This window comes from Pseudomonas sp. CFBP13508 (genome assembly GCF_005233515.1).
GTDB lineage: Bacteria > Pseudomonadota > Gammaproteobacteria > Pseudomonadales > Pseudomonadaceae > Aquipseudomonas > Aquipseudomonas mercuritolerans.
In genome coordinates, this window is sequence record NZ_QFZZ01000003.1 from 761,491 (window position 1) to 785,226 (window position 23,736).

Sequence of the window (23,736 nt, forward strand, 5' to 3'; positions counted from 1 at the left end):
TATACGGACAGGCTAAAATGCGCGCCCGGCTAACCGCTGATCCTTTTCCAACGCGCCCCACAAGGTTCGCTACGTGATCGAGTTTCAAAACGTCCACAAGACTTACCGCGTTGCCGGTAAGGATATTCCCGCGCTGCACCCGACCAGTCTCGCCATCGAGAACGGTCAGGTGTTCGGCCTGATTGGCCATTCCGGTGCGGGCAAAAGTACCCTGCTGCGTCTGATCAATCGCCTGGAAGATTCCAGTGGCGGCAAGATCATCGTCGACGGCGAAGAAGTCACTGCACTGGACGCCAACGGCCTGCGCCGTTTCCGCCAGCAGGTCGGGATGATCTTCCAGCACTTCAATCTGCTCGCCTCCAAGACTGTCGCCGACAATGTCGCTTTGCCGCTGACCCTGGCCGGTGAGTTGTCGAGCAGCGAAATCAACCAACGCGTGGCCGAGTTGCTGGCGCGGGTCGGTTTGTCCGACCACGCGAAAAAGTACCCGGCGCAATTGTCCGGCGGTCAGAAGCAACGCGTCGGCATTGCCCGTGCGCTGGCGACCAAGCCGAAGATTCTGCTGTGCGACGAGGCCACCAGCGCCCTCGACCCGCAGACCACGGCATCGGTCCTGCAACTGCTGGCCGAAATCAATCGCGAACTGAAACTGACCATCGTCCTGATCACCCACGAAATGGACGTGATCCGGCGCGTCTGCGATCAGGTCGCGGTGATGGACGCCGGCGTGATCGTCGAGCAGGGTCCGGTGGCCGATGTGTTCCTGCATCCGCAGCACCCGACCACCAAGCGTTTCGTCCAGGAAAGCGAGCAGATTGACGAGAGCGAGCAGCGTGACGACTTCGCACACGTGCCCGGGCGCATCGTGCGTCTGACCTTCCAGGGCGAAGCGACCTATGCGCCGTTGCTCGGCACCGTCGCCCGGGAAACCGGCGTCGACTACAGCATCCTCGCCGGTCGCATTGACCGCATCAAAGACATTCCGTACGGGCAACTGACCCTCGCTGTCACCGGTGGCGACATGGAGGCGGCGTTTGCCCGCTTCACCGCCGCTGACGTTCACATGGAGGTGTTGCGCTAATGGCTGACCTGATGAGTTTCTTCGCCAATATCGACTGGTACGAAATCTGGCTGGCGACTGGCGACACCATGCTGATGCTCGGCGGTTCGCTGCTGTTCACCGTGCTGCTCGGCCTGCCGCTGGGCGTGCTGCTGTTTCTCTGCAGCCCGCGTCAATTGCTGGAAAACCGTGGCCTCTTCGCGGTGCTGTCGCTGGTGGTGAACATCTTGCGTTCGCTGCCGTTCATCATCCTGCTGATCGTGATGATCCCGTTCACCGTGCTGATCACCGGCACCTCGCTGGGTGTGGCCGGGGCGATCCCGCCGCTGGTGGTCGGTGCTACGCCGTTCTTCGCGCGTCTGGTGGAAACCGCGCTGCGCGAAGTCGATCGCGGCATTATCGAAGCGACCCAGTCGATGGGCGCGACCACGCGGCAGATCATCATGAACGCCTTGCTGCCGGAAGCCCGTCCGGGCATCTTCGCAGCGATTACGGTGACAGCGATTACACTGGTGTCCTACACGGCGATGGCCGGTGTGGTCGGCGCCGGTGGTCTGGGTGACCTGGCGATCCGTTTCGGCTACCAGCGTTTCCAGACCGACGTAATGATCGTCACCGTGGTGCTGCTGTTGATTCTGGTGCAAGTGCTGCAAATGGTTGGCGACCGCCTGGTCGTGCATTTCTCGCGCAAATAAGCGGTTTTTTAATCAAGAGGCGCGGGCCATTCGCTGGCGGGCGCCCTCACAAGGAGTTAGCTGAATGAAAAAACTGATCGCTGCTTTCGCCGCTGTTGCGGCGTTTTCGGCCCACGCCGAGACCCTGACCGTTGCCGCCACCCCGGTGCCGCACGCGGAAATCCTCGAGTTCGTCAAACCGGCCCTGGCCAAGGAAGGCGTGGATCTGAAGGTCAAGGTCTTCACCGACTACATCCAGCCGAACGTACAGGTAGCGGAGAAGCGTCTGGACGCCAACTTCTTCCAGCACCAGCCGTACCTGGATGAGTTCAACAAGGCCAAGGGCACCAGCCTCGTCGCCGTGACCGGCGTGCACCTGGAGCCGCTGGGCGCTTATTCGAGCAAGCTCAAGGATCTGAAAGACCTGCCCGGTGGTGCCAACGTGGTGATCCCGAACGACGCCACCAACGGCGGCCGTGCGCTGTTGCTGCTGGCCAAGGCTGGCGTGATCACTTTGAAGGATCCGAGCAACATTCTGTCGACCCTCAAAGACATCGAGCAAAACCCGAAAGACCTGAAATTCCGTGAACTGGAAGCCGCGACCATCCCGCGCGTGCTGACCCAGGTCGATCTGGCGTTGATCAACACCAACTACGCGCTGGAAGCCAAGCTTGATCCGTCCAAGGATGCGCTGGTGATCGAAGGCAACGACTCGCCGTACGTGAACATCCTCGTGTCCCGCGCGGACAACAAGGACAGCGACGCGATGAAGAAACTGGCTGCTGCGCTGCACAGCCCGGAAGTGAAGCAGTTCATTACCGAGAAGTACAAAGGCGCGGTGTTGCCGGCGTTCTGATTCAGGTTGCTGCAATGAAAAAGGGGACGCCAATGGCGTCCCCTTTTTTGTGTCTGGTGCCTGGCTTGCGACCTGCCTTGAAGCTTCCCCTCACCCCAGCCCTCTCCCGAGGGAGAGGGGGCCGACCTTCAAGCTTTTCGAGCCTGAGTTCGACTCACAATTGCAGGTCGGCGCAATTCGAATAAACACCTCGGTCAGTCCCCTCTCCCTCTGGGAGAGGGTTAGGGTGAGGGGCTATTTAGCTTTTGAACTGTCAATTGCGCTCAAGCATCGCCGGCAACTGCGCCACCAGCTTGGCATTGTTCAACGGCGCGCGGATAAACCCGCGCTGTGTGCCGTCCGGGCCGATCACGGCGAGATTGCCGCTGTGATCCACGGTGTAGTTCGGCTTGCTGGTATCGGCGGGAATGAACGGAATGCTCACCGCGTTCGCCACCTTCTGCAGCTCCTCGATAGATGAAGGCGTCAGGCCAATGAACTGCGGATCGAAGTAGCCCAGGTACTGCTTCAACTGCTTCGGCGTGTCGCGGTTGGGGTCAACGCTGACCAGCACGATCTGCAATTTATCCACAGCCTCTTTCGGCAATTCACTCTTGATCTGCCGCAGTTGCGCCAGGGTGGTCGGGCAGATGTCCGGGCAGAAGGTGTAGCCGAAGAACAACAGACTCCACTTGCCTTTCAACTCGTCGATGGCAACTGGTTTGCCGTCCTGATCGGTCATGGTCACGTCCGGCAGGTTGCGGCTCTGCGGCAGCAGGATAATGCCGGCGTCGATCAGCGCAGTCGGATCGCCCTGGCCTTTGCCGTTCAGCACTTTATTCACGGTAAGCCCGAGGATCAGCGCGATCACGGCGACGAGGATGAAGACGGTTTTCTGGGTTCGGGTCATAGGTTCAACAGTAAGTAGTGGTCTACGAGCAGGGCGATGAACAACAGGAACAAGTAATAAATAGAGTACTTGAAGGTGTTGATCGCCGCGTGCGGCCGAGTGCCAAGGTACAGCACCACGGCCCATTGCAGAAACCTTGCGCCCAACACCAGCGCACAGACCAGATACAGCGCGCCGCTCATGTGAATCACGTACGGCAGCAGACTCACTGCCAGCAGCGCGAAGGTGTAGAGGAGAATGTGCACTTTGGTGTAGTGCTCGCCATGGGTCACCGGCAGCATCGGAATGTCGGCCTTGGCGTATTCCTCCTTGCGATGAATCGCCAGCGCCCAGAAATGTGGCGGAGTCCAAGCGAAGATGATCAGCACCAGCAACAGCGGTTCGGCGCTGACATGGCCGGTGGCGGCGGTCCAGCCCAGCAGCGGTGGCGCGGCACCGGCGAGGCCACCGATGACGATGTTCTGCGGCGTCGCACGCTTGAGAAAACCGGTGTAGACCACCGCGTAACCCAGCAGTGATGCGAGAGTCAGCCACGCGGTCAATTGATTGGTGAACGTCAGCAGCAGCGCCTGGCCGAGCAATGCCAGCACCAGGGCGAAGGTCAACGCCGCCGCAGGTGAGACCCGGCCTTCGGCCAGCGGACGTTTGTGCGTGCGCGCCATTACCGCATCGATGCGCCGATCGACCACATGATTGACCGCCGCCGCGCCGCCGGCGCACAAGGCAATGCCCAGATTGCCAAACACCAGCACTGTCCACGGCACGCCGGCGCGGGTAGCGAGGAACATGCCGACCAGCGAGGTGATCAGCATCAGCACCACGACTTTCGGCTTGGTCAGCTCCAGATAATCGCGCCACAGCGCTTGCGCCGCCCGCTGGCCAATCAGACTCGCCATGGCGTTTCTCCTTTCAATGCGATGGGCGCGACGACAGGTTTGTGCGCACTCAAGCGCCAGCGCGCCAGCACCGGTTGGCTCACCCGCAGCAGGCTGGTGCGCGCGTGATAATTGACCAGCACCAGCGTCAGTAACAGCGCCGCGCCGCCAGCGTTATGCGCGACGGCCACTGGTAGCGGTAGATGAAACAGCACGTTGCTGATGCCAAGGGTGATCTGCGCGGCGAGGGCGATCAGCAGCAACCCGGCCAGTCGGGTCATGCCTACCGCTTTCAACTGCCAGGCCAGACCGAGCAGTACGACCGTCACCAGCAAAGCGCCGATGCGATGGGTCAGGTGAATCGCCGTGCGCGCATCGCTATCGAGTTGTCCGCCGAGATAATTCGGGCCGATGTGCTGGGTCAGGTGAAAACCGTTGGCGAAGTCCGCCTGCGGCAGCCATTGGCCGTGGCAGGTGGGGAAGTCGATGCAGGCCACCGCTGCGTAGTTGGAACTGACCCAGCCGCCCAAGGCGATCTGGCCGATCACCAGCAGCAGCCCCGCCGTCGCCCAATATTGCAGGCGCTTCGGTACGGTCAGCGCCGGCAGCACGCCGGACAACCTCAGCGTCAGCAGGAACAGCAGACTCAACGTGGCAAAGCCGCCGAGCAAATGCCCGGTGACCACTTGCGGCCAGAGCTTGAGCGTCACCGTCCACATACCGAACGCCGCTTGGGCGATGACCACCGCCAGCAGAAACAGCGGCAGTTTCACCGGCTGGCCCGGATGGCGCCGGTTGGCCCAGGCGCGCCCGGCCAAAACTGAAATCAGCAAGCCGAGGGTGCCGGCGAAGTAGCGGTGGATCATCTCGTTCCAGCCCTTGTGCGCCTCCACTGGCGCGTCAGGGAAATGCAGTTCGGCATGGGCCAGTTGCGCCTCGCTTTTTGGCACGCTGATAAAGCCGTAGCAGCCTGGCCAGTCCGGGCAGCCGAGGCCGGCGTGGGTCAGGCGCGTATAGGCGCCGAGCAACACCACAATCAGTGCCAGCAGGGTGGCAAACAGCGCGAGGCGAAATCCAGGTTTGGCCATGACGATGCCCTTATCCGATGTTCGACAGTTTCAGCAGATGCCGCAGGTCGTTGAGCAGATCCTTGCCCTTCACATTCGGCTCGTAACGCAGCACCAGATTGCCGTGCGGGTCGACGATCCACAGCTGCGGCACGGCTTTGTCGCCGGTGGTCTTGTTGAACATGCCGGCATCCAGCGGATAGCGCTGCAACTGCGGATATTCGCGGTCGAGTTTGGCGGCGTAATCGGTGCTCAGTGGTTGCGCGGCGGCGAGGGCGTGGCTGGCGCGCCCGGCTTCGCGGCCGAGGCTGATCTGGATCTGCCGCGCCAGATAAACCAGTTGCTGACAATCGACGGCGCAATCCTTCGGCGCCGTGACCAGAATCTGCCAGCGCTGCTCATCGGCCTGCACGCCGAGGTCGGCGCGAGTCTGGCCGTTACCGATCAGCTCGCCGTGATAGCTGCGTCCTTCCGGCACCCAGAACTGCAATTTGTACATGCCGGTGGCGAGCAGCATCGGCCCGACCACGCCAAGGACGATCAGCAACAACTGAATGCGCCCGCGCCGGCGGCTGGGAACGGGTTTGGCCTCAGACATGCTGGGTGGATTCATGGCGCTTCCCATGGCGTTTCTCCTTTGCGTTGTGCCAGCCGAAATAGAGGTAGAGCCCGAGCAACGCCGTGGCCATGGCGAACCATTGCACGGCGTAGCCGAGGTGTTTTTCCGGACCCATCGCGACTACCGGCCAATCGGTCTGATAGCTGGCGGGGCCGGGTTCGGCGCGTAACTCGTAGGCGAAACCGTCGCGCTCCAGGGTTTGCCACAATTTGCCCGGCTCGACGGCGGTAATGGTTTGCGGCCAGACATCGCTGACCGGATCGGCGTGCAACTGGAACGTTGCGCCGGGGGCGACATAGACCCAGGCGTCGAGCGTCAGCGCCTCGGCCGGTGTCGTGAATTGCGGCGGCACGCGCCGATCGGGCCATGGCAGCCAGCCGCGATTGACCAGCAGCCAGAGGCCGCTGCGTTGGTCCTGAAACGGTTGCAGCAATTCGACGCCGACCTTGCCGCCACGCTGGCGGTTGTCCAGCAACAGCGTGTGGGCGGGGTCGAACTGGCCGTGCAGGCGCACGCGGCGGTAAGCCGGGTCGGCGTTGCCGGGCAGTTCACTGCTGGCCAGCGGTTCGGCCACGCGACGTTCGGCATAACTGGCCAGCAGCGCGGTTTTCTCCGCGCCCCGGCCCAGTTGCCAGAAGCCCAGCGCAACCATCAGCGGCAGCAACAGGGCGACCACTACGGTGGGGATCACGCCCGGGCGAAAGCGCTTCATGGGCGGGCCATAAAGTCAGTCATCGCGATCGCTATACTCAAGTGCATCGCCTGTCCCCCGGAGTCTTGCCATGTTCAAAGCAGCGATCGTCCTGATGCTGATTGCCACGGTCGTCAGCCTGTTCAGCGGCCTGTTTTTCCTGGTCAAGGACGACAGCAGCTCCAATCGGCTGGTCATCGCCTTGAGTGTTCGGGTGGCACTGGCCGTGATCACCGTCGGCCTGATGGCCTGGGGTTTCTACAGCGGCCAGTTGGTGTCCCATGCGCCGTGGTAGACGCGAGCGGCAAGCTTCAAGCGGCAAGCTACAAGTTAGAGGCCATCCCGCTTTGACTTGAAGCTTGCAGCTCGCCACTTGCAGCTGTTTTCAGAGCACATAGACGAAGAAGAACAAGCCGATCCACACCACGTCGACGAAGTGCCAGTACCAGCTCGCCGCTTCGAAACCGAACTGGTGCTCGTTGTCGAAGTGGCCCTTCATGATGCGCATCAGCATCACGAACAGGATGATCGTGCCGATGGTCACGTGGGCGCCATGGAACCCGGTGAGCATGAAGAACGTCGCGCCGTAGATGCCCGAGCCGAGGGTCAGGCCCAGCTCTTTGTAGGCGTGGATGTATTCCTCGGCCTGGAAGCCGAGGAACGCGATGCCCAGCAGCACGGTGATCGCCAGCCACAGTTTCAGCGCGCCGCGATGGCCTTTCTTCAGTGCATGGTGGGCGATAGTGATGGTCACGCTGGAACTGACCAGCAGGATCGTGTTGATCAGCGGCAGGCCCCACGGACTGATGACTTCTTTCGGCGGCGGGAACAGTTTCGGGTCTGGCGTGTTCAGCAGCGGCCAGACAAATTCGAAGTTCGGCCAGAGCATGTGCGCGATGCCTTTCGGCCCCTCACCGCCCAGCGCCGGCCCGGAAACGTGGCGCACGTAAAACAGCGCGCCGAAGAAGGCGACGAAGAACATCACTTCGGAAAAGATGAACCAGCTCATGCCCCAGCGGAACGAACGGTCCAGTTGTGGGCTGTACAACCCCGCGCGACTTTCCTTGATCACCGCACCGAACCAGCCGAACAGCATGTACGCCAGCAGCAGGCCGCCGACGAAAAAGATCAGCGGGCCGTGGGAATCCGGGCGTGCGGCCTTGAGATCGTTGAACCAGGTGGCGAGGCCGTAGACGGTGACGAACATCCCGAGCGTGGCGATGATCGGCCATTTGCTCTGGGCCGGGACGTAATAATGCTCATGAGTTGCCATTTATTGTTCTCCTTATCGGCCACGCTCAACCGCCAGTGTTAACAGCCACCGGCGGATGTCGGGCGGTGATATCGAACAGCGTGTAGGACAGCGTCAGGTGCTTCACTTCCTTGGGCATGTCGCGGTCAACGATGAAACGCACCGGCATTTCGATCTGTTCACCGGGCTGCAGCACCTGCTGGGTAAAACAAAAGCATTCGGTCTTGTGGAAAAACGCCGCGGCGTTGCTCGGCGCGATGCTCGGCACCGCTTGCGCACTCATCGGCTTGTCGGTGGGATTGCGCGCGATGAACACCATCTCGTTCACCGCACCGGGATTGGCGGTCAGCTCGTCGTGTTTAGGGTAAAAGTCCCACGGCATGTCGGCGGTGTTGGTCGAGAGAAACTGCACGCGCACCTGGCGCGAGGTGTCGACCACTTGCTCGCCCGCATACTGCCCGCCGGTCTTGCCGTTGATGCCGAAGGCTTTGCACATCACGTCGTAGATCGGCACCAGGGCGAAACCGAAGACGAACATCGCCACCACCACTAGCAGCAGACGGGTGACGAGTTTCTTCAGCGAGATCGAGTCAGCCATGATTTTCAGCCTCCACATGAACCCTTGTGGGAGCGAGCCTGCTCGCGAAGCAGACGCCGCGGTGCTTCAGACACACCGCGTCAGCGTTCTTCGCGAGCAGGCTCGCTCCCACAAAGAACTCCATGTTCATTTCACTTCCGGCGGCGTGGTGAAGGTGTGATACGGCGCTGGCGACGGCACGCTCCACTCCAGCCCTTCGGCGCCGTCCCATGGTTTCGCCGGGGCCGGTGCGCCGCCACGGATGGTCTTGATGACGATGAACAGGAAGAAGATCTGCGTGGCGCCGAACATGAATGCGCCGATCGACGAGACCATGTTGAAATCGGCGAACTGCAGGTTGTAGTCCGGAATCCGCCGTGGCATCCCCGCAAGACCCACGAAGTGCATCGGGAAGAAGGTCAGGTTCATGCCGACGAACGACAGCCAGAAGTGCAGCTTGCCAAGGGTTTCGTCGTACATGTGCCCGGTCCACTTCGGCAGCCAGTAATAGGCCGAGGCGAAGATGCCGAAGATCGCCCCGGGCACCAGCACATAGTGGAAGTGCGCGACCACGAAGTAGGTGTCCTGATACTGGAAGTCCGCCGGGGCGATCGCCAGCATCAGCCCGGAGAAACCGCCAATCGAGAACAGGATGACGAACGCCACCGCAAACAGCATCGGCGTCTCGAAGGTCATCGAGCCCTGCCACATGGTGCTCGCCCAGTTGAACACTTTCACACCCGTAGGTACGGCGATCAGCATGGTCGCGTACATGAAGAACAATTCGCCCACCAGCGGAATGCCGACCACGAACATGTGGTGCGCCCAGACGATGAACGACAGGAACGCGATGCTCGCCGTGGCGTAGACCATCGAGGTGTAGCCGAACAGCGGCTTGCGCGCGAAAGTCGGGATGATCTGGCTGACCGCGCCGAACGCCGGCAGGATCATGATGTACACCTCGGGGTGGCCGAAGAACCAGAACACATGCTGGAACAGCACCGGGTCACCGCCGCCGGCAGCACTGAAGAAACTGGTGCCGAAGTGAATATCCATGAGCATCATCGTCACGCAGCCGGCGAGCACCGGCATCACTGCGATCAGCAGAAACGCGGTGATCAGCCAGGTCCAGACGAACAGCGGCATTTTCATCAGGGTCATGCCGGGCGCGCGCAGGTTGAGGATGGTCGCGACCACGTTGATCGCGCCCATGATCGAACTGATGCCCATCAAGTGGATGGCGAAGATAAAGAACGTCACGCTTTCCGGTGCGTAGGTCGTCGATAGCGGCGCATAAAAGGTCCAGCCGAAATTCGGTCCGCCACCCGGGGTGAACAGTGTCGAGACCAGCAGCAGAAACGCCGCCGGCAACAGCCAGAAGCTGAAGTTGTTCATCCGGGGCAGGGCCATGTCCGGAGCGCCGACCATCAGCGGAATCATCCAGTTGGCGAGGCCGACGAACGCCGGCATCACCGCACCGAATACCATGACCAGACCGTGCATGGTGGTCATCTGGTTGAAGAATTCCGGCTGCACGATCTGCAGGCCGGGCTGGAACAGCTCGGCGCGAATGACCATGGCGAACGAACCGCCGAGCAGGAACATGCAGAAGGCAAACCACAGGTACAGCGTGCCGATGTCCTTGTGGTTAGTGGTCAGCACCCAGCGCATCAGGCCTTTGGCGGGGCCGTGGGCGTGGTCGGCGTGACCGTGGTCATCGATGACAGCGCTCATGGCCGGTCTCCTTTACGAAAGTGGATGGGGCAGGCCGGGGCTCGCTGCCCCGACCGGTTCACTGAATACGCAATTGACCGGCTCATTTGCTTTCCGCCTGTTTCAGCTCCAGCACTTCTTTTGGCGTGACCATGTCGCCCTTGTTGTTGCCCCAGGCGTTACGTTCGTAAGTCACCACCGCTGCGATATCGACTTCCGACAGCTGTTTGCCGAACGCCGCCATGGCGGTGCCGGGTTTGCCGTGGTAGACGATGCTCAGGTGATCCTTGATCGGCCCGGTGGCGATTTTCGAACCCTTGAGCGCCGGGAACATTGGCGGCAGGCCCTGGCCTTCAGCCTGGTGACAGGCCACGCAAGTGGTGTGATAGACCTTGTCGCCGCGCTCCTTGAGCTCGTCGAGGGTCCATTCCTTGCTGGTCAGTTCTTTGAGCTGTGCGGCTTCGGCCTTGCGCTCGGCGAGCCATTTTTCGTAGTCGGCCTGTTCCTTGACCTCGACCACGATCGGCATGAAGCCGTGATCCTTGCCACACAATTCGGCGCACTGGCCACGGTAGAGGCCGGGCTTGTCGATACGCGTCCAGGCCTCGTTGACGAATCCGGGAATCGCATCGCGCTTGACCGCAAATGCCGGCACCCACCAAGAGTGAATGACATCAGCCGAGGTCACCAGAAAGCGCACCTTGGCGCCGATCGGCAGCACCAGCGGCTTGTCGACTTCGAGCAAGTAATGCTCGCCCTTGGCTTCTTTGTTGTGAATCTGTTCGGCGGGGGTGGCCAGGTTGCTGAAGAACTCGACGTCCTGGCCCAGGTATTTGTAGTGCCACTTCCACTGATAACCGGTGATCTGGATATCGATGTCCGGCTCGCTGGTGTCGTACATCTTGATCAGCGTTGCGGTGGCGGGCACGGCCATGGCTACCAGGATCAGCAGCGGCACGATGGTCCACATGATCTCGACGCCGGTGCTTTCGTGGAATTTGGCCGCGACCTGGCCGGTAGAGCGGCGGTGCACCATCATCGACCAGAACATGGCGCCGAAGACGATGATCCCGATCACCACACAGATCCAGAAAATGGTCATGTGCAGGTCGAATACTGCGTGACTGATTTCAGTCGCTCCAGGCGCCATATTCACAGTCCATGCCGCGTTGGCCGGGCTGAAAATCGACCACAACAGGAGGCCCATCCAGACATGTGGATGTCGCATCATTGCGGGTTCCCCTTATCGTTCTTGTTATCCCGCCGGCGTATCGCCTGCGGCAAGGGAGCGGCTGCATCAGACTACGAACTTGAATCGCCGGGCCTTGCTGCGGGTGCAGTCGGGCGTCATCAGCTAACTCCATTCATTGGCGAGTATAGACAGCGCCCGGGATTTGCAACCCGGACACGTAAATGAGCTGAAACAACCGGCGCTTGCGTTCAAGTGCCCGAATGGAGAAGGATGCAGACGAGTGGTGGCAAATGGATATAACGCAGCTGCATCAAGGATGAAATAATTATGACAAATGCGTCTTAGCGTTTTTCGTAAGCCAGCTAAGTTATGTCTTCCCTATTTCATTGCCTTGTTTCCTGGAGTTTTCATGAACACCGCCGCATTGCGCGAGCAGATCCAAAAAGCCCAACAGCACGAAAAAGACACCGGCCTGCTGACCCGTCAGCTGGAAAGCAAGCTGCCTCACCTGCACCCGGCGATCCAGTTGCCGGAAGCCGACGCCCAAGGCGTGCTGACGCGTTTTGTTGCCGCCTACATCGATGAAGTACCGGACCTGCTGGATGCAGCCAATGAAGTCGCCAGGGAAGCGGGAATCGAATCGCAGATCAAACCGGTGCTGAAAATCGCCGAGCAGTATTTCCTCCAGCCGCCGGCGATCATGGCCGGGCACGTCGGCCTGGACAGCCTGCTCGACGAAGCCTATCTGGCACACCGCTTTGTCGAAGAGGTCAACGACCTGTACATCAAGCACTTCGGCCAGCCATTGATCCCCTTGGACATGACGGTCGCCAACCTGATTGCTCACCAATTGATCGGTGAGGAATTTGCCAACCAACTGGACGAAGCGGTGCATCACGCGATCGACGAGATGCTCAACGAAGAGAGTTTTGCTTTGGAGTCGGTCGAAGCCTATCGCGAGAAACTCAGTAGCCCGGACACTGGCGCGGCGTGGAAACGCTGGCCGTGCATGAGCCGCCGGTTGGGTGTGGGGCTTGAGCTGGATCAGCCTGCCGCGTAACCCTCATACACCATAGATGCAATGTGGGAGCGAGCCTGCTCGCGAATGCGGTCGATCATTCAACATCTCTGTTGGCTGATACACCGCTTTCGCGAGCAGGCTCGCTCCCACAGGGTTTGTGTTCACAATGGATTATCTAGCCGGCCGCACCAATCCCGGTATTGGTCCGAACCCGCCCCTCAAGCCGTCGCTTCAACCCGCGCGATTCGATCAACAGCTTCGACCCCTTCGCCGCATTCGCCCGGCCCCATTCCTCAAGCAACTCGAGACACGAATGGTCGATGTAGCTCAGGTTGTTCAGCGGCACATGCACCGTCGTGCCGTGGGGAATGCTGCCCAGCACCTGCGTCAGCGCCGGCACTTTGAGGAACGTCGCTGCACCAACCAGACGCAACTCCATTTCGCCGTCCTGCGGCAGGTCGATCAGGCTGATCTTCAGGCGCGAAGCCTTGAATGCCAGTTTCAACATGGTCAGGCCGAAACCGATCAGCACACCAGTGAGCAGATCAGTGAAGATGATCGCCAGCGCCGTCGCGGCATAGGTGAACATCGGCATGCGTCCATAACGACCCAGACCACGGAAGGCTTTCAGGTCGACCAGTTTGAAGCCGGTATACACCAGCACACCCGCCAGGCTCGCCACCGGAATGCTTTGCAGCACGCTCGACAGCAACAGCACGAATGCCAGCAGCCACAGGCCATGGAAAATCGTCGAGTAGCGCGTGGTCGCACCGGCCTGAACGTTGGCCGAACTGCGCACGATCACTCCGGTCATCGGCAGCGCGCCGACCAGACCGCAGAGCATGTTGCCGACACCTTGCGCCGACAGTTCACGGTCGAAATCCGAACGCACGCCGCTGTGCATGCGATCCACCGCCGCAGCGGATAGCAGGGTTTCGGCGCTGGCGATAAATGCGACGGCGAACGCGGCAATCAGCAGCGTCGGGTCGGCCAGATTCATCAGGTCGGCTGGCTTGAGCCAATCGATCGCCTCGGCCAGATTCGCCGGTACCTCGACGCGCTTGACCTGCAACGCCAGAATCAGGCTCGCCACCGTCGCCAGACCCACACCGAGCAATGCGCCGGGAATGAAGCGCAGCGAATGCGGGCGGAATTTTTCCCACAGCCACATCACCGCAATCGTCGACAAGCCGAGCAGACCCGCCTGCCAGCCGAACGACGGCAAGGCTTGCGCTACGGCCGCCGGGAACGCCGTGAGGTTGTCGAGCCCGGAAGGCTGCGGCTTGGCATCGAGCATCACGTGGATTTGCGAGAGCACAATCAACACGCCAATGCCCGCGAGCATGCCGTAGACCACCGCTGGCGCCGTGACCCGAAACCAGCAGCCAAGCTTCAGGCGCCCGGCGACCAGTTGCAGAAATCCGGCGAGCAGCAGGATCGGCCCGAGCATCTCCATGCCATGCTGGCGCACCAGTTCGAAAACCAGCACCGCCAGACCCGCCGCCGGACCGCTGACCTGCAATGGCGAACCCGCCAGCCAACCGACCACCAGACCGCCGATGATGCCGGTGATCAGACCTTTGGCCGGCGGTAGCCCTGAGGCAATCGCGATACCCATGCACAGCGGCAGGGCGACCAGAAACACAACCACGGAAGCCAGCAGCTCCCGTGGCAACACAGCTTTCAATTGAGCCGCACGCATGGCGATTCTCCCGAAGTTTTCTTCAGGCGTGGCGAGGCCGGGCCGCTGAATCAGCGGCCGGCGTCATACCACACAGATTGTTGGGAAGATTTAGAAGCGCGCTTTGGGCGTCGCCACAGGAATCGGATGGCTGCCGTCGAGAGGCAGGAAACGACCCTGGTCCGCGTCGTAAGCTTTGATTTCGCTGGTTTCGATGTTGTAGACCCAGCCATGGATGAACAGATGACCGTTCGCCATGCGCGAGGCTACCGAAGGATGGGTACGCAAGTGCTGCAGTTGGGCGATGACGTTTTCCTCGGTGAGGATCGGCATGCTGTCTTTTTCGTCGGTGCAGTTGCAGTTGTCGTGCACCATGGTTTTCGCGACTTCAGCGTGGCGCAGCCAGGCTTTGACCGTCGGCATTTTTTCCAGGCTGTCGGGGTTGAGTACCGCGCGCATGGCGCCGCAATCGGAGTGGCCGCAAATGATGATGTGCTGCACGCCCAGCGCCAGTACCGCGTACTCGATAGCGGTGGAGACGCCGCCGTTCATCTGACCGTAGGGCGGCACCACATTGCCGACGTTACGGGTGACGAACAGATCGCCCGGCGAGCTCTGGGTAATCAGCTCGGGAACGATGCGCGAGTCGGCGCAGGTGATGAACATCGCCTTGGGCGCCTGGGCGGTGGCGAGCTTCTTGAACAGTTCTTCCTGCTGCGGAAAAACATCATGATGAAAGCGTAAAAAGCCATCAACGATCTGTCGCAGTGCTGCATCGGCGGATTGTGCTTCAGGGCTTTGCGCCGAGGCAGCCAACGACTGTTTATCCTTGTCACTCATGATTCATCCTCTTGTGCGGATTCAGGGAGTCTTCCCCGGTATTCCGGTATGAAGCCAGTGGCTGTTTAAACCATCCGGGTCATCCCGACCCGTCAGTCACTCGATGAACAAGGTAGCCGCCGAAACTTAACTGAAACTGAATGAAACGCTCTAGAACGTGTGTTCCAGGTCACAAAAAACGTGACTGGCGTGTTTCGGCGGAAGGATTCCAACCCGTCAACCCAAAGCCAATTGTCGCTAAATCAACGACATCTGGCGACCCGGCGGACAGAAGGCCGAGCAGTCGAGGTTATAGCCCTCGCGTTTGTTCAGGCCAAGTTTTTTGATGGCCTTGGCAAATCTTTGTGCGAGCAGGTCGGCAAACGGCCCCTCACCACGCATCCGCGCGCCGAATCGGCTGTCGTAGAGTTCACCGCCGCGACTCTGGCGGATCAGACTCAGCACATGCGCGGCACGTTGCGGATAGTGCGCCTGCAACCACTCCTCGAACAGCGGCGCAACTTCCAGCGGCAGGCGCAACATCATGTACGCGGCGCTCTGCGCACCGGCAGCGTGAGCCTCGGTGAGCAGGCTTTCGATTTCGCTGTCGTTGATCATCGGAATCATTGGTGAACACAGCACGCCGACCGGAATGCCCGCTTCGCGCATCACCCGAATCGCGCGCAGGCGTGCCTTGGGCGCAGCGGCGCGCGGTTCGAGGATGCGTTTGAGCTCATCGTCCAGGGTGGTCAGGCTGATCATCACCGTTACCAGCCGTTGCTGCGCCAACTCGGTCAGCAAATCGAGATCGCGCAGAATCAGCGAACCTTTGGTGACGATGGTTACCGGATGTCGGTAGCGCAGCAGCACTTCCAGGGTCTGTCGGGTGATCTGGTATTCGCGCTCGATCGGCTGATACGGGTCGGTGTTGGAACCGAGATTGATCGGCGCGCATTGATAGCCGGGTTTGCTCAGCTGTTCTTCAAGGACCTGGGCGGCATTGGTCTTGGCGATCAGGCGGGTTTCGAAATCGAGGCCCGGTGACATGTCCCAATAGGCGTGGCTGGGCCGTGCGTAGCAATAGATGCAGCCGTGTTCGCAGCCGCGATAGGGATTGAGCGAACGGTCGAAGGGCAGATCCGGCGAGGTATTGCGGCTGATGATCGATTTGGCCTTCTCGATGATCACTTCGGTGTTTTGCGTCTGCGGTACTTCCTGATACCAGCCATCGTCCTCGGCCACTGAACGACTCGGCGCAAAGCGGTTGTGCGGGTTGGTTGCGGTGCCGCGACCGCGGGGCGGGACTGGAGTGATCATCGAACAAACCTCTACTCTGTATATGCATACAGTATCCGAGGCTGTGCGCTGTTATCCAGTACCGTTCAGCGATGCTAAGGAAATTGGCGGTGCCGCTCGTGGATAAAGTTGTTCGTTAGATGATCCTTGCTGATAAACGACAATCGAAGACACAGATGCGCAATTGCTCAACACAGATCCGCTATATAGGCTCTGGAACTCCCGGCAACAGACTCCGGCCAACTAATTAAAAGGATTTGATTGAATGTCTTATTTGAATCAACGCGGTGTTTTCCTGCAAATGATGCGGCCCAGCATCACCGACTCCAATACCATTGTTTCGCTGCAGCTGGCGCGCAAGGAACTGGGCTGGGATGCAGAACAACAGCTGGCGTCCGAGGCTCTGGTCGATTCCATCTATGTCGTAGCGGTATCGGCCGACAAGGGCAAAACCTTCACTATTCGCACCAACAAGAAAGATGTCGACGGTGACGGCGATATTGATAGTGATGACAAGGCGAAGTTGATCGCCTTGGCCAAAGCTTATGTGGCTATCATTAATCCGTAAGCAGAAGTAATCGCCCACAACTTCATAAATAAAACCCCCTGCATCAATACATCATGCAGGGGTTTTATTTTCAGTTGTGTTGAGTGACCTGGCCGAGATCATCGCCGGAGGTGCTTTGCATGTCTTCGCTGCGCAGATGCGCAACCTCTTTGGCACTGACCGGCGCGCCCTTGTTGCCCCAGCTGCCACGGATGAAACTCACCACGTCCGCGACTTCCTGATCGGACAGGCGCCAGGCGAAACCGGGCATGGTGAAGGTCGATGGCGCTGCGTGCGTCGCCGGCAAGGTTCCGCCCTTGAGCACGATGTGAATCAGCGAGGTCGGATCGTCCGTTTGCAGCACCGGATTGCCCGCCAGCGCCGGGAACACCCGGGTGTAGCCATGGCCGTCGGTGCGGTGGCAGGCTGCGCAATTGTCGATGTACACCGACGCGCCGCGTTGGCTGTCGTCGCCGTTCCACAGCGCGTTGGCCACTTTCTCGTCGTACTGATGCGGCTGGTCCGCTGGATCATTGGCCGGCAGTGTTTTGAGATAGCGGGCAATCGCGGTGAGGTCGGCGTCGCTCATGTATTGCATGCTGTGAGTAACAACATCGCTCATGCCGCCGAACACCGCACTGCGATCACTGCGCCCGGTCTTGAGGAACTGCACCAGTTGCTCTTCGCTCCAGCTGCCGAGGCCATCCTTGTGATCGCCGCGCAGGCTCTTGGCGATCCAGCCTTCAAGCGGTGCACTGCCGGCGAGGAATTCGCTGCCGTCCGCCGCGCTCAGGGATTTTTCCTGCATGGTCAGCGCGCGCGGGGTGTGACAGGCGCCGCAGTGGCCGAGGCCTTCGACCAGATATGCCCCGCGATCGATCACCGGATCGGCCGACGTGGCCTGGTAATCCTCGACCTTCGGCGCAAACAGCCAGCGCCAGCCCATCAGCGGCCAGCGCATGCTCAACGGCCACGGAATGTCGCTGGCCTTGTTCTCCTGCGCCACCGGTTCGACGCCGTGCATGAAATACGCATACAGCGCTTGCATGTCGGCCTGGTTGACCCGCGCGTAGGACGGATACGGCATGGCCGGGTACAACGTACTGCCGTTTTTGGCCACACCGTGGCGCACGGCCTGATCGAAGTCCTCGAAGCTGTAATCGCCCAGGCCGGTTTTATCCGGGGTGATGTTGGTCGAGTAGATCGTGCCGATCGGCGTCTCCATCGGCAGGCCGCCGGCGAACGGCTTGCCGCCCTTGGCGGTGTGACAGGCCACGCAGTCACCGGCGCGGGCGAGGTATTCACCTTGCTTGATCAGATTTTGATCAACATCGGCCGCATGAATTGCAGTGCTGCCGAGCAGGGCGAGGGTGGCGATAACGAAAGTTTTCATGGTCATCGCTCCTTAAGCCTGCACCAGCGGGCCGGGGTTTTTCAGGTATTGCTCGCGGATCGCTTTCGCCGACCAGTAGGTCAGCGCCGCCACCAGTCCGGTCGGGTTGTAGCCCAGGCCCTGCGGGAACGCCGAGGCGCCCGGGACGAACACGTTGTGCACATCCCAGCTCTGCAAATAGCGGTTCAGTGCGCTGGTCTTCGGATCGGTGCCCATGATTGCACCACCGTTGAGGTGGGTGGTCTGGTACGAAGCGGTGTTGAAGTGGTCGCCGACCTGCTTGCCGATCACCGCAATGGCTTTCGGGCCCATGGCTTGCGCGATCTTGCCCATCTTCTCGACCATGAAGCGGTTCATCCTGATGTCGTTTTCCTGCCAGTCGAAAGTCATGCGCAGCAGCGGCAGGCCGTAGGCGTCGCGGTACACCGGATCGAGATCGAGGTAATTGCCACGGTAGGATTGATGCGCGCCGTGGGCGTCCATCGACACCTGGTGGGTGTAGTAATCGGCGGTGGCGCGTTTCCACGCACTGCCCCAGGCCGGCGTGCCCGGCGGGTTGGAAGTACCGGCAATCGGTCGACTGCCAGCCTGGTTGACCCACATCGGCGAACCGCCGACGAAGCCGTGCGGGCCGTGGTCGAAGTTGTCGGCGTTGAAATCGTCCACCGCCACGCCGTTGCCGCCGGCGCCAATAAAGTTGTTGGTGTGGGTGTCCTTGTCGAAGAAGGCCTTGATAGTGGCCATGTTCTGGTAGGCGAAGTTACGCCCGACCACGCCTTCGCCGCTGATCGGATCGTAGGGTTTGCCGATCCCGGAAAGCAGCATCAGACGCACGTTGTGCAACTGGAATGCGCCGAGAATCACCAGATCCGCCGGCTGCTCGATCTCGCGGCCCTGGCCGTCGATGTAGGTGACGCCAGTGGCTTTGCTTTTCGTGCTGTCGAGATTGACCCGCAGCACATGGGAGTTGGGCCGCAACTCGAAATTCGGCAGGGGCTTGAGCGCCGGCAGAATGTTCACGTTCGGCGAGGCCTTGGAATACATGTAGCAGACGTAGCCGCTGCAGAACCCGCAGAAATTGCACGGACCCATCTGTGCGCCGTAGGGATTGGTGTACGGCCCAGAGGTATTTGCCGAAGGCAGGTTGTAGGGTTTGTAACCGACCTCTGTAGCCGCTTTGCCGAACAGCTGTGCGGATACGGTGTTTTTCTGCGCTTCCAATGGAAATGGATTGGAGCGATCTGCCGCGTATGGGTTGCCGCCCTTGCCCTGACCGACCAATTGGCCCTTCACCGTCCAGGCCTGGCCGGAGGTGCCGAAGACTTTTTCCGCGAAGTCGAAAAACGGTTCCAGCTCTTCATAGCTGACGCCGAAATCCTGGATGGTCATGTCCTTGGGGATGAAGCTTTTGCCGTAGCGTTCTTCGTAATGGCTGCGCATACGCAATTCGATCGGGTCGACACGAAAGTGCACGCCCGACCAATGCAGCCCGGCGCCGCCGACGCCGTTCCCCGGCAGGAACGCGCCCAACTGGCGGTTGGGCAGGGCGATGTCGTTGACGCTGTGGCGAATGGTCACCGTCTCTTTGGAGATGTCCTGAAAGAGCTTTTTCCGCACGCTGTAGGTGAGTTCGTCGATCACCTGCGGATAGTTGCCGTCGGGGTAGGTGTCCTGCATCGGCCCGCGCTCCAGCGCCAGCACGTTCAGACCCGCTTCGGTCAGCTCTTTGGCCATGATGGCGCCCGTCCAGCCGAAACCGACGATGACTGCATCAACCTTCTTCATTACCGTTGCCATGCTTACGCCCTCTCGCCGCGAATCGACACTGCCGGGAAGGGGTATTGCTCGTTGCGTTCCACCCAATCCATGAAATCGGCGCGGGCGCCGGGGAAACCGATCATGGTCCAGCCGACCATGCCTTTATTGCCACCATGGATCGGGTCGCAGAAGAAACCTTCCTTGGTGTTTTGCAGCAGCAGATTGAAAAAGATCTTCGCCGGCACCGCATCGAACTGCGGTTTGCCGGCTTCGAGTTGCTTGAGCAAATCGTCTCGGGTAGCGCTGTCTTGCTCGGCAAATGTTTTACCGCTCAGACCTTTTACCCACTGATCCGTGGCGGCGATGCCAAGGCGATAGATGTCTTTGGGCACCAGTTTGCTCTGCCAGCCCATCTCCGGCGCAGCGTCGGCATTGAACGGGCCTTGCATATACCAGAGCGCGCCGGCGGCGTACGGGGTGTTCATTTGGCGGTCGATGTATTCCGGCACGCCGGCTTCAAGCGCGCCCGGGCCTTGCGCGTCGTTGGGGATCAACTGGGCGACGGCGGCATTGATGAATGCCCATTCTTCAGCGGTGAAAAAGCTCGGCTGATACTCACCGGCGCCAGCAGCGGCCGGTTTTGGCACGGCAGGCGCCGGTGTGCTTTCAGGTGCTGCTTGCAGCACGCTGCTGCCCAGGCCGGTACCGGCAAGCGTGACCACCGGAATCAGGGTCAGGGATTTGCGCAAGAACTCACGCCGCGGGTTGTCTCGATCTTGATCAGACATGTGGGCACCTCATCAGGCATAGAAATCAGCCGCTTCTGCGAGCAGCTCGAGGAATTTTGCGTCGCGACGATCGGGAACTGGCCTGCTGAAAGCCGTCCCGTCTGCAACATCATGTGACAAATGGTAGCAGGCTAAGCATCAAGAAAAACCGTTCGCACGGAAAAAAGCTCGGCGAGGCGACGATTCACGTTTCTTTGACGGCCGGCTCACGGCGCATTGACCGCCTGGCGGCGAAGCTGCAACTCCTTCAATGAAGATTGCCGAATCGGTCAGCCCAGCATGTCTCGAATGCGCTTTTTCCCCGCTTTGTGTTTTTCGCTTGTCGCGCTGTTGCATGGCATTGCCGCCCGAGCTGCCGACACCACGCCCTCTCGCCCGGCCGAGTGGGCGCAGCCGGTCGAGGCGCAGTTCAACCTGTTCCGCATGTCACCGACGCTGTATCGCAGCGCCTTGCCCAGTCGCAGTGCGGTGCCGCTGTTGAATGATCTGCATGTCGTCACCGTAATCAACTTCCTGCCTGACGCTGATAGCGACTGGCTCTCCGCGCCGGGCATCAAGCAAGTGCAGCTGCCGTATCGCACCAACCACGTCGACGACAGCGATGTGCTCAAGGCTCTGCGCGCGATTCAGTCCGCCGAGGCCAACGGCCCGGTGCTGATGCACTGCAAGCACGGCTCTGACCGCACCGGACTGATGGCAGCCATGTACCGGGTGGTGGTGCAGGGCTGGAGCAAAGAGCAGGCGCTCAAGGAAATGACCGAGGGTGGCTTTGGTGACAGTCAGCGCTTTCACGACAGCGTGCGCTACGTGATGCAAGCCGACGTCGACCGCTTGCACGAAGCCTTGATCAATGGCGAATGCAGCACCAGTGCATTCGCCATGTGTTCGATGAAGAGCTGGTTCGACTCGGCCCACGTCCAGCGTTGATCAGCTCAATCGGCTGGCGCAGGAAACAGCGCGCTGTCGATCGGTTTTCCGAGAAAGGCTTGCAGTGCGGCGGGCAGTGCCTGCCTGTCCCCCGCCAACAAGTGTTCGCGCAGGTCCCGGCCCGTCTGCTCGTTGAACAGGCCTTCACGTTCGAAACGTTTGAACGCCTCGCTCGCCAGCACACCGGACCATTTGTAGGCGTAAAGCGACGCCTCGTAACCGGTGACCAGATAATCGCAGCTGTTGGCGAAGCGGCAGTAGGTCGGGATGGACAGGTGCGCGAACTCGCCTTGCACATCCTCGACCACTTGTCGAACAGTGCGCCCGTCGCCATGACAGCGGTGCAGTTCGAAGTCGAACAGCGCGCTCAGCAACAGTATCGCCGTCTCCCGGCTGCGCTGGACGTCGGTGGTGGAAAACGCGGCAGTGGCCTGTGCTTCGGACAGGCGCTCACCAGTCTGGTGATGGGTACCCAGCCAACGCAGAAATTGCCCGGATAACGCCCATTGCTCGAACAGTTGCCCGACAAACTCGGCCGCGTCGCGGCTCAAGTGCGAGATACCGGACAGATTGTAGTGCGGCGAACGCGTCAGCACGTGATGCAGGCAATGGCCGAATTCGTGCAGCAGTACGCGTAAATCGTCATGTCCAAGCAGGTCCGGATGCCCGATCGCGGCGGCCGTGAAATTGCAATGCAGCGTGGCAATCGGCAGCGCTGGTCGGCCTTCGGCATTGATCCGTCGATTGCGCAGCACGCCGGTCCAGGCGAAGTCGGTGCCCGCCTCGTGATGGAAGGGATCGATGTAGATGAAGCCAATCGGTTGATCATGCTCGCTGATTTCCCACAGGCGAATGTTGTCGTGGAAGTGCTCCTGGCGGGAATTTTCGCTGATGCTGATGCCGAACATGTGCTCGCTGAAGCGACGCAAACTTTGCAGAGTGGCGTTCAGCGGGAAGAACTGGCGCAGGTCCTGCACCCCGCCGCCCACCTGCTTGAGGCGTAATTGCTCGGCGAGGAAGTTGTGATCCCACGCTTCTATCCGTTCAATGCCCTGCTGGCGGGCAGAGGCTTGCAGATCATCGGTTTCGCGCGCCAGCGCCGCTGCATTGAGGGCGATCTGCTGACGCAGAAAACGGCGGACCTGATCGGTATCCACAGCCATGCGGTCGTGCAGCCGCAGATGGGCAAAGTTGTCGAAACCCAGGAGCCGGGCTTTCGCATGACGCGCGGCCAGGAGCTTTGCCAGTACCGGTCCGTTGTCGAAACGGCCGGCGTAAGGCCCCTGATCCGAGGCGCGGGTGCACCAGGCTTTGAAGCATTCCTCGCGCAGACCGCGGTGCTGTGCCCGCTTCATGATCTGGTCGTAAGTGTTTTGATCCAGTGTCAGGCGCCAGCCGGACAGGCCGGCCTTTTTGGCGTTGGCAGCCAGATGCGCCTGTGTTTGCGCGGGCAGTCCCGCGAGCAGCGCGATATCGTCGATGTCTTTGTTCCAGGCGGCGTTGACTGCTTTGAGGTTGCTCTGAAAGCGTTTTTCCAGCAGATCGATTTCGCCATTCAAGCGCGCCAGTTCGTCGCGTTGCGCAATTGGCAATTCGCCCCCCGCCAGCTGAAACCTGCGCAGGAACTTTGTCAGCGAGGCTTTGCGTGAATCACTGAAGCTGGCGGCAACCGGACTCTGCGCCAATCGTTGATAAACCTGGAGCAGTCGTCGATTGGCAGCTTTCGCAGTTCTGTAACGTTGTGCGGCGTGGGTACTCAGGGCTTCCTGGGACAACCACTCGGGATCATCGGAATGACTGACCGAGAGGGATTCAATGACTGCCATGGTTTCAGCCAGACGCGCGTCGGCTTCATCGACAGCGATGACCACATCGTCCCAGTTGGAGTGGTCGACCTGAGTGGCGATGACGTTTTCGATGATCAGCAGGTTGTCGGCAACGATGCGCTCGACCGCCGGCAGCAAATGCTCGGCGCGTATCGCCGACCAGGGCGGCAACTGCCATTGTTGCAGGAGGGGGTTGGTGTCAGGCATGGCGTCTT

At 60.5% G+C, this 23,736-nt stretch carries 23 protein-coding genes; 7 read left to right on the plus strand and 16 right to left on the minus strand.

Features of this window, described 5'->3' with window-relative positions:
• Positions 1–73 precede the first annotated feature (73 nt).
• The 3 genes from PspCFBP13508_RS11895 to PspCFBP13508_RS11905 all read left to right on the plus strand — a co-directional run bounded on the left by PspCFBP13508_RS11895 (position 74) and on the right by PspCFBP13508_RS11905 (position 2,590).
• Entirely contained in the window at positions 74–1,081 is a 1,008-nt protein-coding gene (locus PspCFBP13508_RS11895; RefSeq protein ID WP_016772338.1) for a methionine ABC transporter ATP-binding protein, read from the plus strand.
• Positions 1,081–1,755, plus strand: a complete 675-nt coding sequence (locus PspCFBP13508_RS11900) for a methionine ABC transporter permease (RefSeq protein ID WP_137214552.1) — start codon at positions 1,081–1,083, stop codon at positions 1,753–1,755. Before PspCFBP13508_RS11895 ends, PspCFBP13508_RS11900 begins: the two co-directional genes overlap by 1 nt.
• Before the next feature lie 64 nt (positions 1,756–1,819).
• Positions 1,820–2,590, plus strand: coding sequence for a MetQ/NlpA family ABC transporter substrate-binding protein (locus PspCFBP13508_RS11905; protein WP_039757123.1), 771 nt, complete (start codon positions 1,820–1,822; stop codon positions 2,588–2,590).
• Positions 2,591–2,843: 253 nt separating this feature from the next.
• Here the strand turns inward: PspCFBP13508_RS11905 and PspCFBP13508_RS11910 are convergent, their stop codons facing one another.
• From PspCFBP13508_RS11910 to PspCFBP13508_RS11930, 5 genes are read right to left on the minus strand one after another with little or no spacing between them, the layout of a single operon-like run.
• Entirely contained in the window at positions 2,844–3,479 is a 636-nt protein-coding gene (locus PspCFBP13508_RS11910) for an SCO family protein (RefSeq protein ID WP_024014996.1), read from the minus strand.
• The gene (gene cyoE / locus PspCFBP13508_RS11915) at positions 3,476–4,375 is read right to left on the minus strand and encodes a heme o synthase (protein ID WP_137214555.1); all 900 of its coding nucleotides are present in this window, start codon (positions 4,373–4,375) and stop codon (positions 3,476–3,478) included. Before cyoE ends, PspCFBP13508_RS11910 begins: the two co-directional genes overlap by 4 nt.
• Positions 4,363–5,442 carry a COX15/CtaA family protein gene (locus tag PspCFBP13508_RS11920; protein ID WP_137214556.1) on the minus strand — a complete coding sequence of 360 codons (1,080 nt, stop codon included), beginning with the start codon at positions 5,440–5,442 and terminating at the stop codon, positions 4,363–4,365. Before PspCFBP13508_RS11920 ends, cyoE begins: the two co-directional genes overlap by 13 nt.
• 10 nt (positions 5,443–5,452) lie before the next feature.
• Entirely contained in the window at positions 5,453–6,046 is a 594-nt protein-coding gene (locus PspCFBP13508_RS11925; protein WP_137214558.1) for a hypothetical protein, read from the minus strand.
• On the minus strand, positions 6,012–6,752 hold the full coding sequence (locus PspCFBP13508_RS11930; protein WP_137214559.1) for an SURF1 family protein: 741 nt from the start codon (positions 6,750–6,752) through the stop codon (positions 6,012–6,014). Before PspCFBP13508_RS11930 ends, PspCFBP13508_RS11925 begins: the two co-directional genes overlap by 35 nt.
• A gap of 70 nt (positions 6,753–6,822) precedes the next feature.
• On the opposite strand from PspCFBP13508_RS11930, the gene PspCFBP13508_RS11935 reads away from it, so the two are divergent.
• Positions 6,823–7,026: a twin transmembrane helix small protein gene (locus tag PspCFBP13508_RS11935; protein WP_130911866.1), complete on the plus strand. Its 204-nt coding sequence runs from the start codon at positions 6,823–6,825 to the stop codon at positions 7,024–7,026.
• A gap of 90 nt (positions 7,027–7,116) precedes the next feature.
• Here the strand turns inward: PspCFBP13508_RS11935 and PspCFBP13508_RS11940 are convergent, their stop codons facing one another.
• The 4 genes from PspCFBP13508_RS11940 to coxB all read right to left on the minus strand — a co-directional run bounded on the left by PspCFBP13508_RS11940 (position 7,117) and on the right by coxB (position 11,504).
• The gene (locus PspCFBP13508_RS11940; RefSeq protein ID WP_137214561.1) at positions 7,117–8,004 is read right to left on the minus strand and encodes a cytochrome c oxidase subunit 3; all 888 of its coding nucleotides are present in this window, start codon (positions 8,002–8,004) and stop codon (positions 7,117–7,119) included.
• Positions 8,005–8,029: 25 nt separating this feature from the next.
• Positions 8,030–8,581 (minus strand): cytochrome c oxidase assembly protein, encoded by a 552-nt coding sequence (locus PspCFBP13508_RS11945; protein ID WP_016772328.1) that lies wholly within the window; start codon positions 8,579–8,581, stop codon positions 8,030–8,032.
• Positions 8,582–8,707: 126 nt separating this feature from the next.
• Positions 8,708–10,294 (minus strand): cytochrome c oxidase subunit I, encoded by a 1,587-nt coding sequence (ctaD, locus tag PspCFBP13508_RS11950; RefSeq protein WP_016772327.1) that lies wholly within the window; start codon positions 10,292–10,294, stop codon positions 8,708–8,710.
• Positions 10,295–10,376: 82 nt separating this feature from the next.
• Positions 10,377–11,504 (minus strand): cytochrome c oxidase subunit II, encoded by a 1,128-nt coding sequence (gene coxB / locus PspCFBP13508_RS11955; RefSeq protein WP_016772326.1) that lies wholly within the window; start codon positions 11,502–11,504, stop codon positions 10,377–10,379.
• Between the two features lie 370 nt (positions 11,505–11,874).
• On the opposite strand from coxB, the gene PspCFBP13508_RS11960 reads away from it, so the two are divergent.
• Complete coding sequence (locus PspCFBP13508_RS11960) at positions 11,875–12,525, plus strand: hypothetical protein (protein WP_024015006.1); 651 nt, start codon at positions 11,875–11,877, stop codon at positions 12,523–12,525.
• Between the two features lie 136 nt (positions 12,526–12,661).
• Here the strand turns inward: PspCFBP13508_RS11960 and PspCFBP13508_RS11965 are convergent, their stop codons facing one another.
• The 3 genes from PspCFBP13508_RS11965 to PspCFBP13508_RS11975 form a co-directional block, all read right to left on the minus strand.
• Positions 12,662–14,188 carry a SulP family inorganic anion transporter gene (locus PspCFBP13508_RS11965; protein WP_137214563.1) on the minus strand — a complete coding sequence of 509 codons (1,527 nt, stop codon included), beginning with the start codon at positions 14,186–14,188 and terminating at the stop codon, positions 12,662–12,664.
• Positions 14,189–14,278: 90 nt separating this feature from the next.
• Positions 14,279–15,007 (minus strand): carbonic anhydrase, encoded by a 729-nt coding sequence (locus PspCFBP13508_RS11970; protein WP_016772323.1) that lies wholly within the window; start codon positions 15,005–15,007, stop codon positions 14,279–14,281.
• A 237-nt stretch (positions 15,008–15,244) separates the two neighbouring features.
• The gene (locus tag PspCFBP13508_RS11975; RefSeq protein WP_137214564.1) at positions 15,245–16,303 is read right to left on the minus strand and encodes a PA0069 family radical SAM protein; all 1,059 of its coding nucleotides are present in this window, start codon (positions 16,301–16,303) and stop codon (positions 15,245–15,247) included.
• Positions 16,304–16,547: 244 nt separating this feature from the next.
• Here PspCFBP13508_RS11975 and PspCFBP13508_RS11980 point away from each other — a divergent pair, with 244 nt between their 5' ends.
• On the plus strand, positions 16,548–16,850 hold the full coding sequence (locus PspCFBP13508_RS11980) for a hypothetical protein (protein ID WP_130911332.1): 303 nt from the start codon (positions 16,548–16,550) through the stop codon (positions 16,848–16,850).
• Between the two features lie 70 nt (positions 16,851–16,920).
• Here the strand turns inward: PspCFBP13508_RS11980 and PspCFBP13508_RS11985 are convergent, their stop codons facing one another.
• From PspCFBP13508_RS11985 to PspCFBP13508_RS11995, 3 genes are read right to left on the minus strand one after another with little or no spacing between them, the layout of a single operon-like run.
• Positions 16,921–18,222: a cytochrome c gene (locus tag PspCFBP13508_RS11985; RefSeq protein ID WP_137214566.1), complete on the minus strand. Its 1,302-nt coding sequence runs from the start codon at positions 18,220–18,222 to the stop codon at positions 16,921–16,923.
• A 12-nt stretch (positions 18,223–18,234) separates the two neighbouring features.
• On the minus strand, positions 18,235–20,019 hold the full coding sequence (locus PspCFBP13508_RS11990; protein ID WP_137214568.1) for a GMC family oxidoreductase: 1,785 nt from the start codon (positions 20,017–20,019) through the stop codon (positions 18,235–18,237).
• A gap of 2 nt (positions 20,020–20,021) precedes the next feature.
• Entirely contained in the window at positions 20,022–20,768 is a 747-nt protein-coding gene (locus PspCFBP13508_RS11995) for a gluconate 2-dehydrogenase subunit 3 family protein (RefSeq protein ID WP_137214570.1), read from the minus strand.
• 279 nt (positions 20,769–21,047) lie between these two features.
• On the opposite strand from PspCFBP13508_RS11995, the gene PspCFBP13508_RS12000 reads away from it, so the two are divergent.
• Positions 21,048–21,695: a tyrosine-protein phosphatase gene (locus PspCFBP13508_RS12000; RefSeq protein WP_137214572.1), complete on the plus strand. Its 648-nt coding sequence runs from the start codon at positions 21,048–21,050 to the stop codon at positions 21,693–21,695.
• A 5-nt stretch (positions 21,696–21,700) separates the two neighbouring features.
• Here the strand turns inward: PspCFBP13508_RS12000 and PspCFBP13508_RS12005 are convergent, their stop codons facing one another.
• A complete protein-coding gene (locus tag PspCFBP13508_RS12005) occupies positions 21,701–23,728 on the minus strand; it encodes a M3 family metallopeptidase (protein WP_137214573.1) in 2,028 nt (675 codons plus the stop codon).
• Positions 23,729–23,736 lie beyond the last annotated feature (8 nt).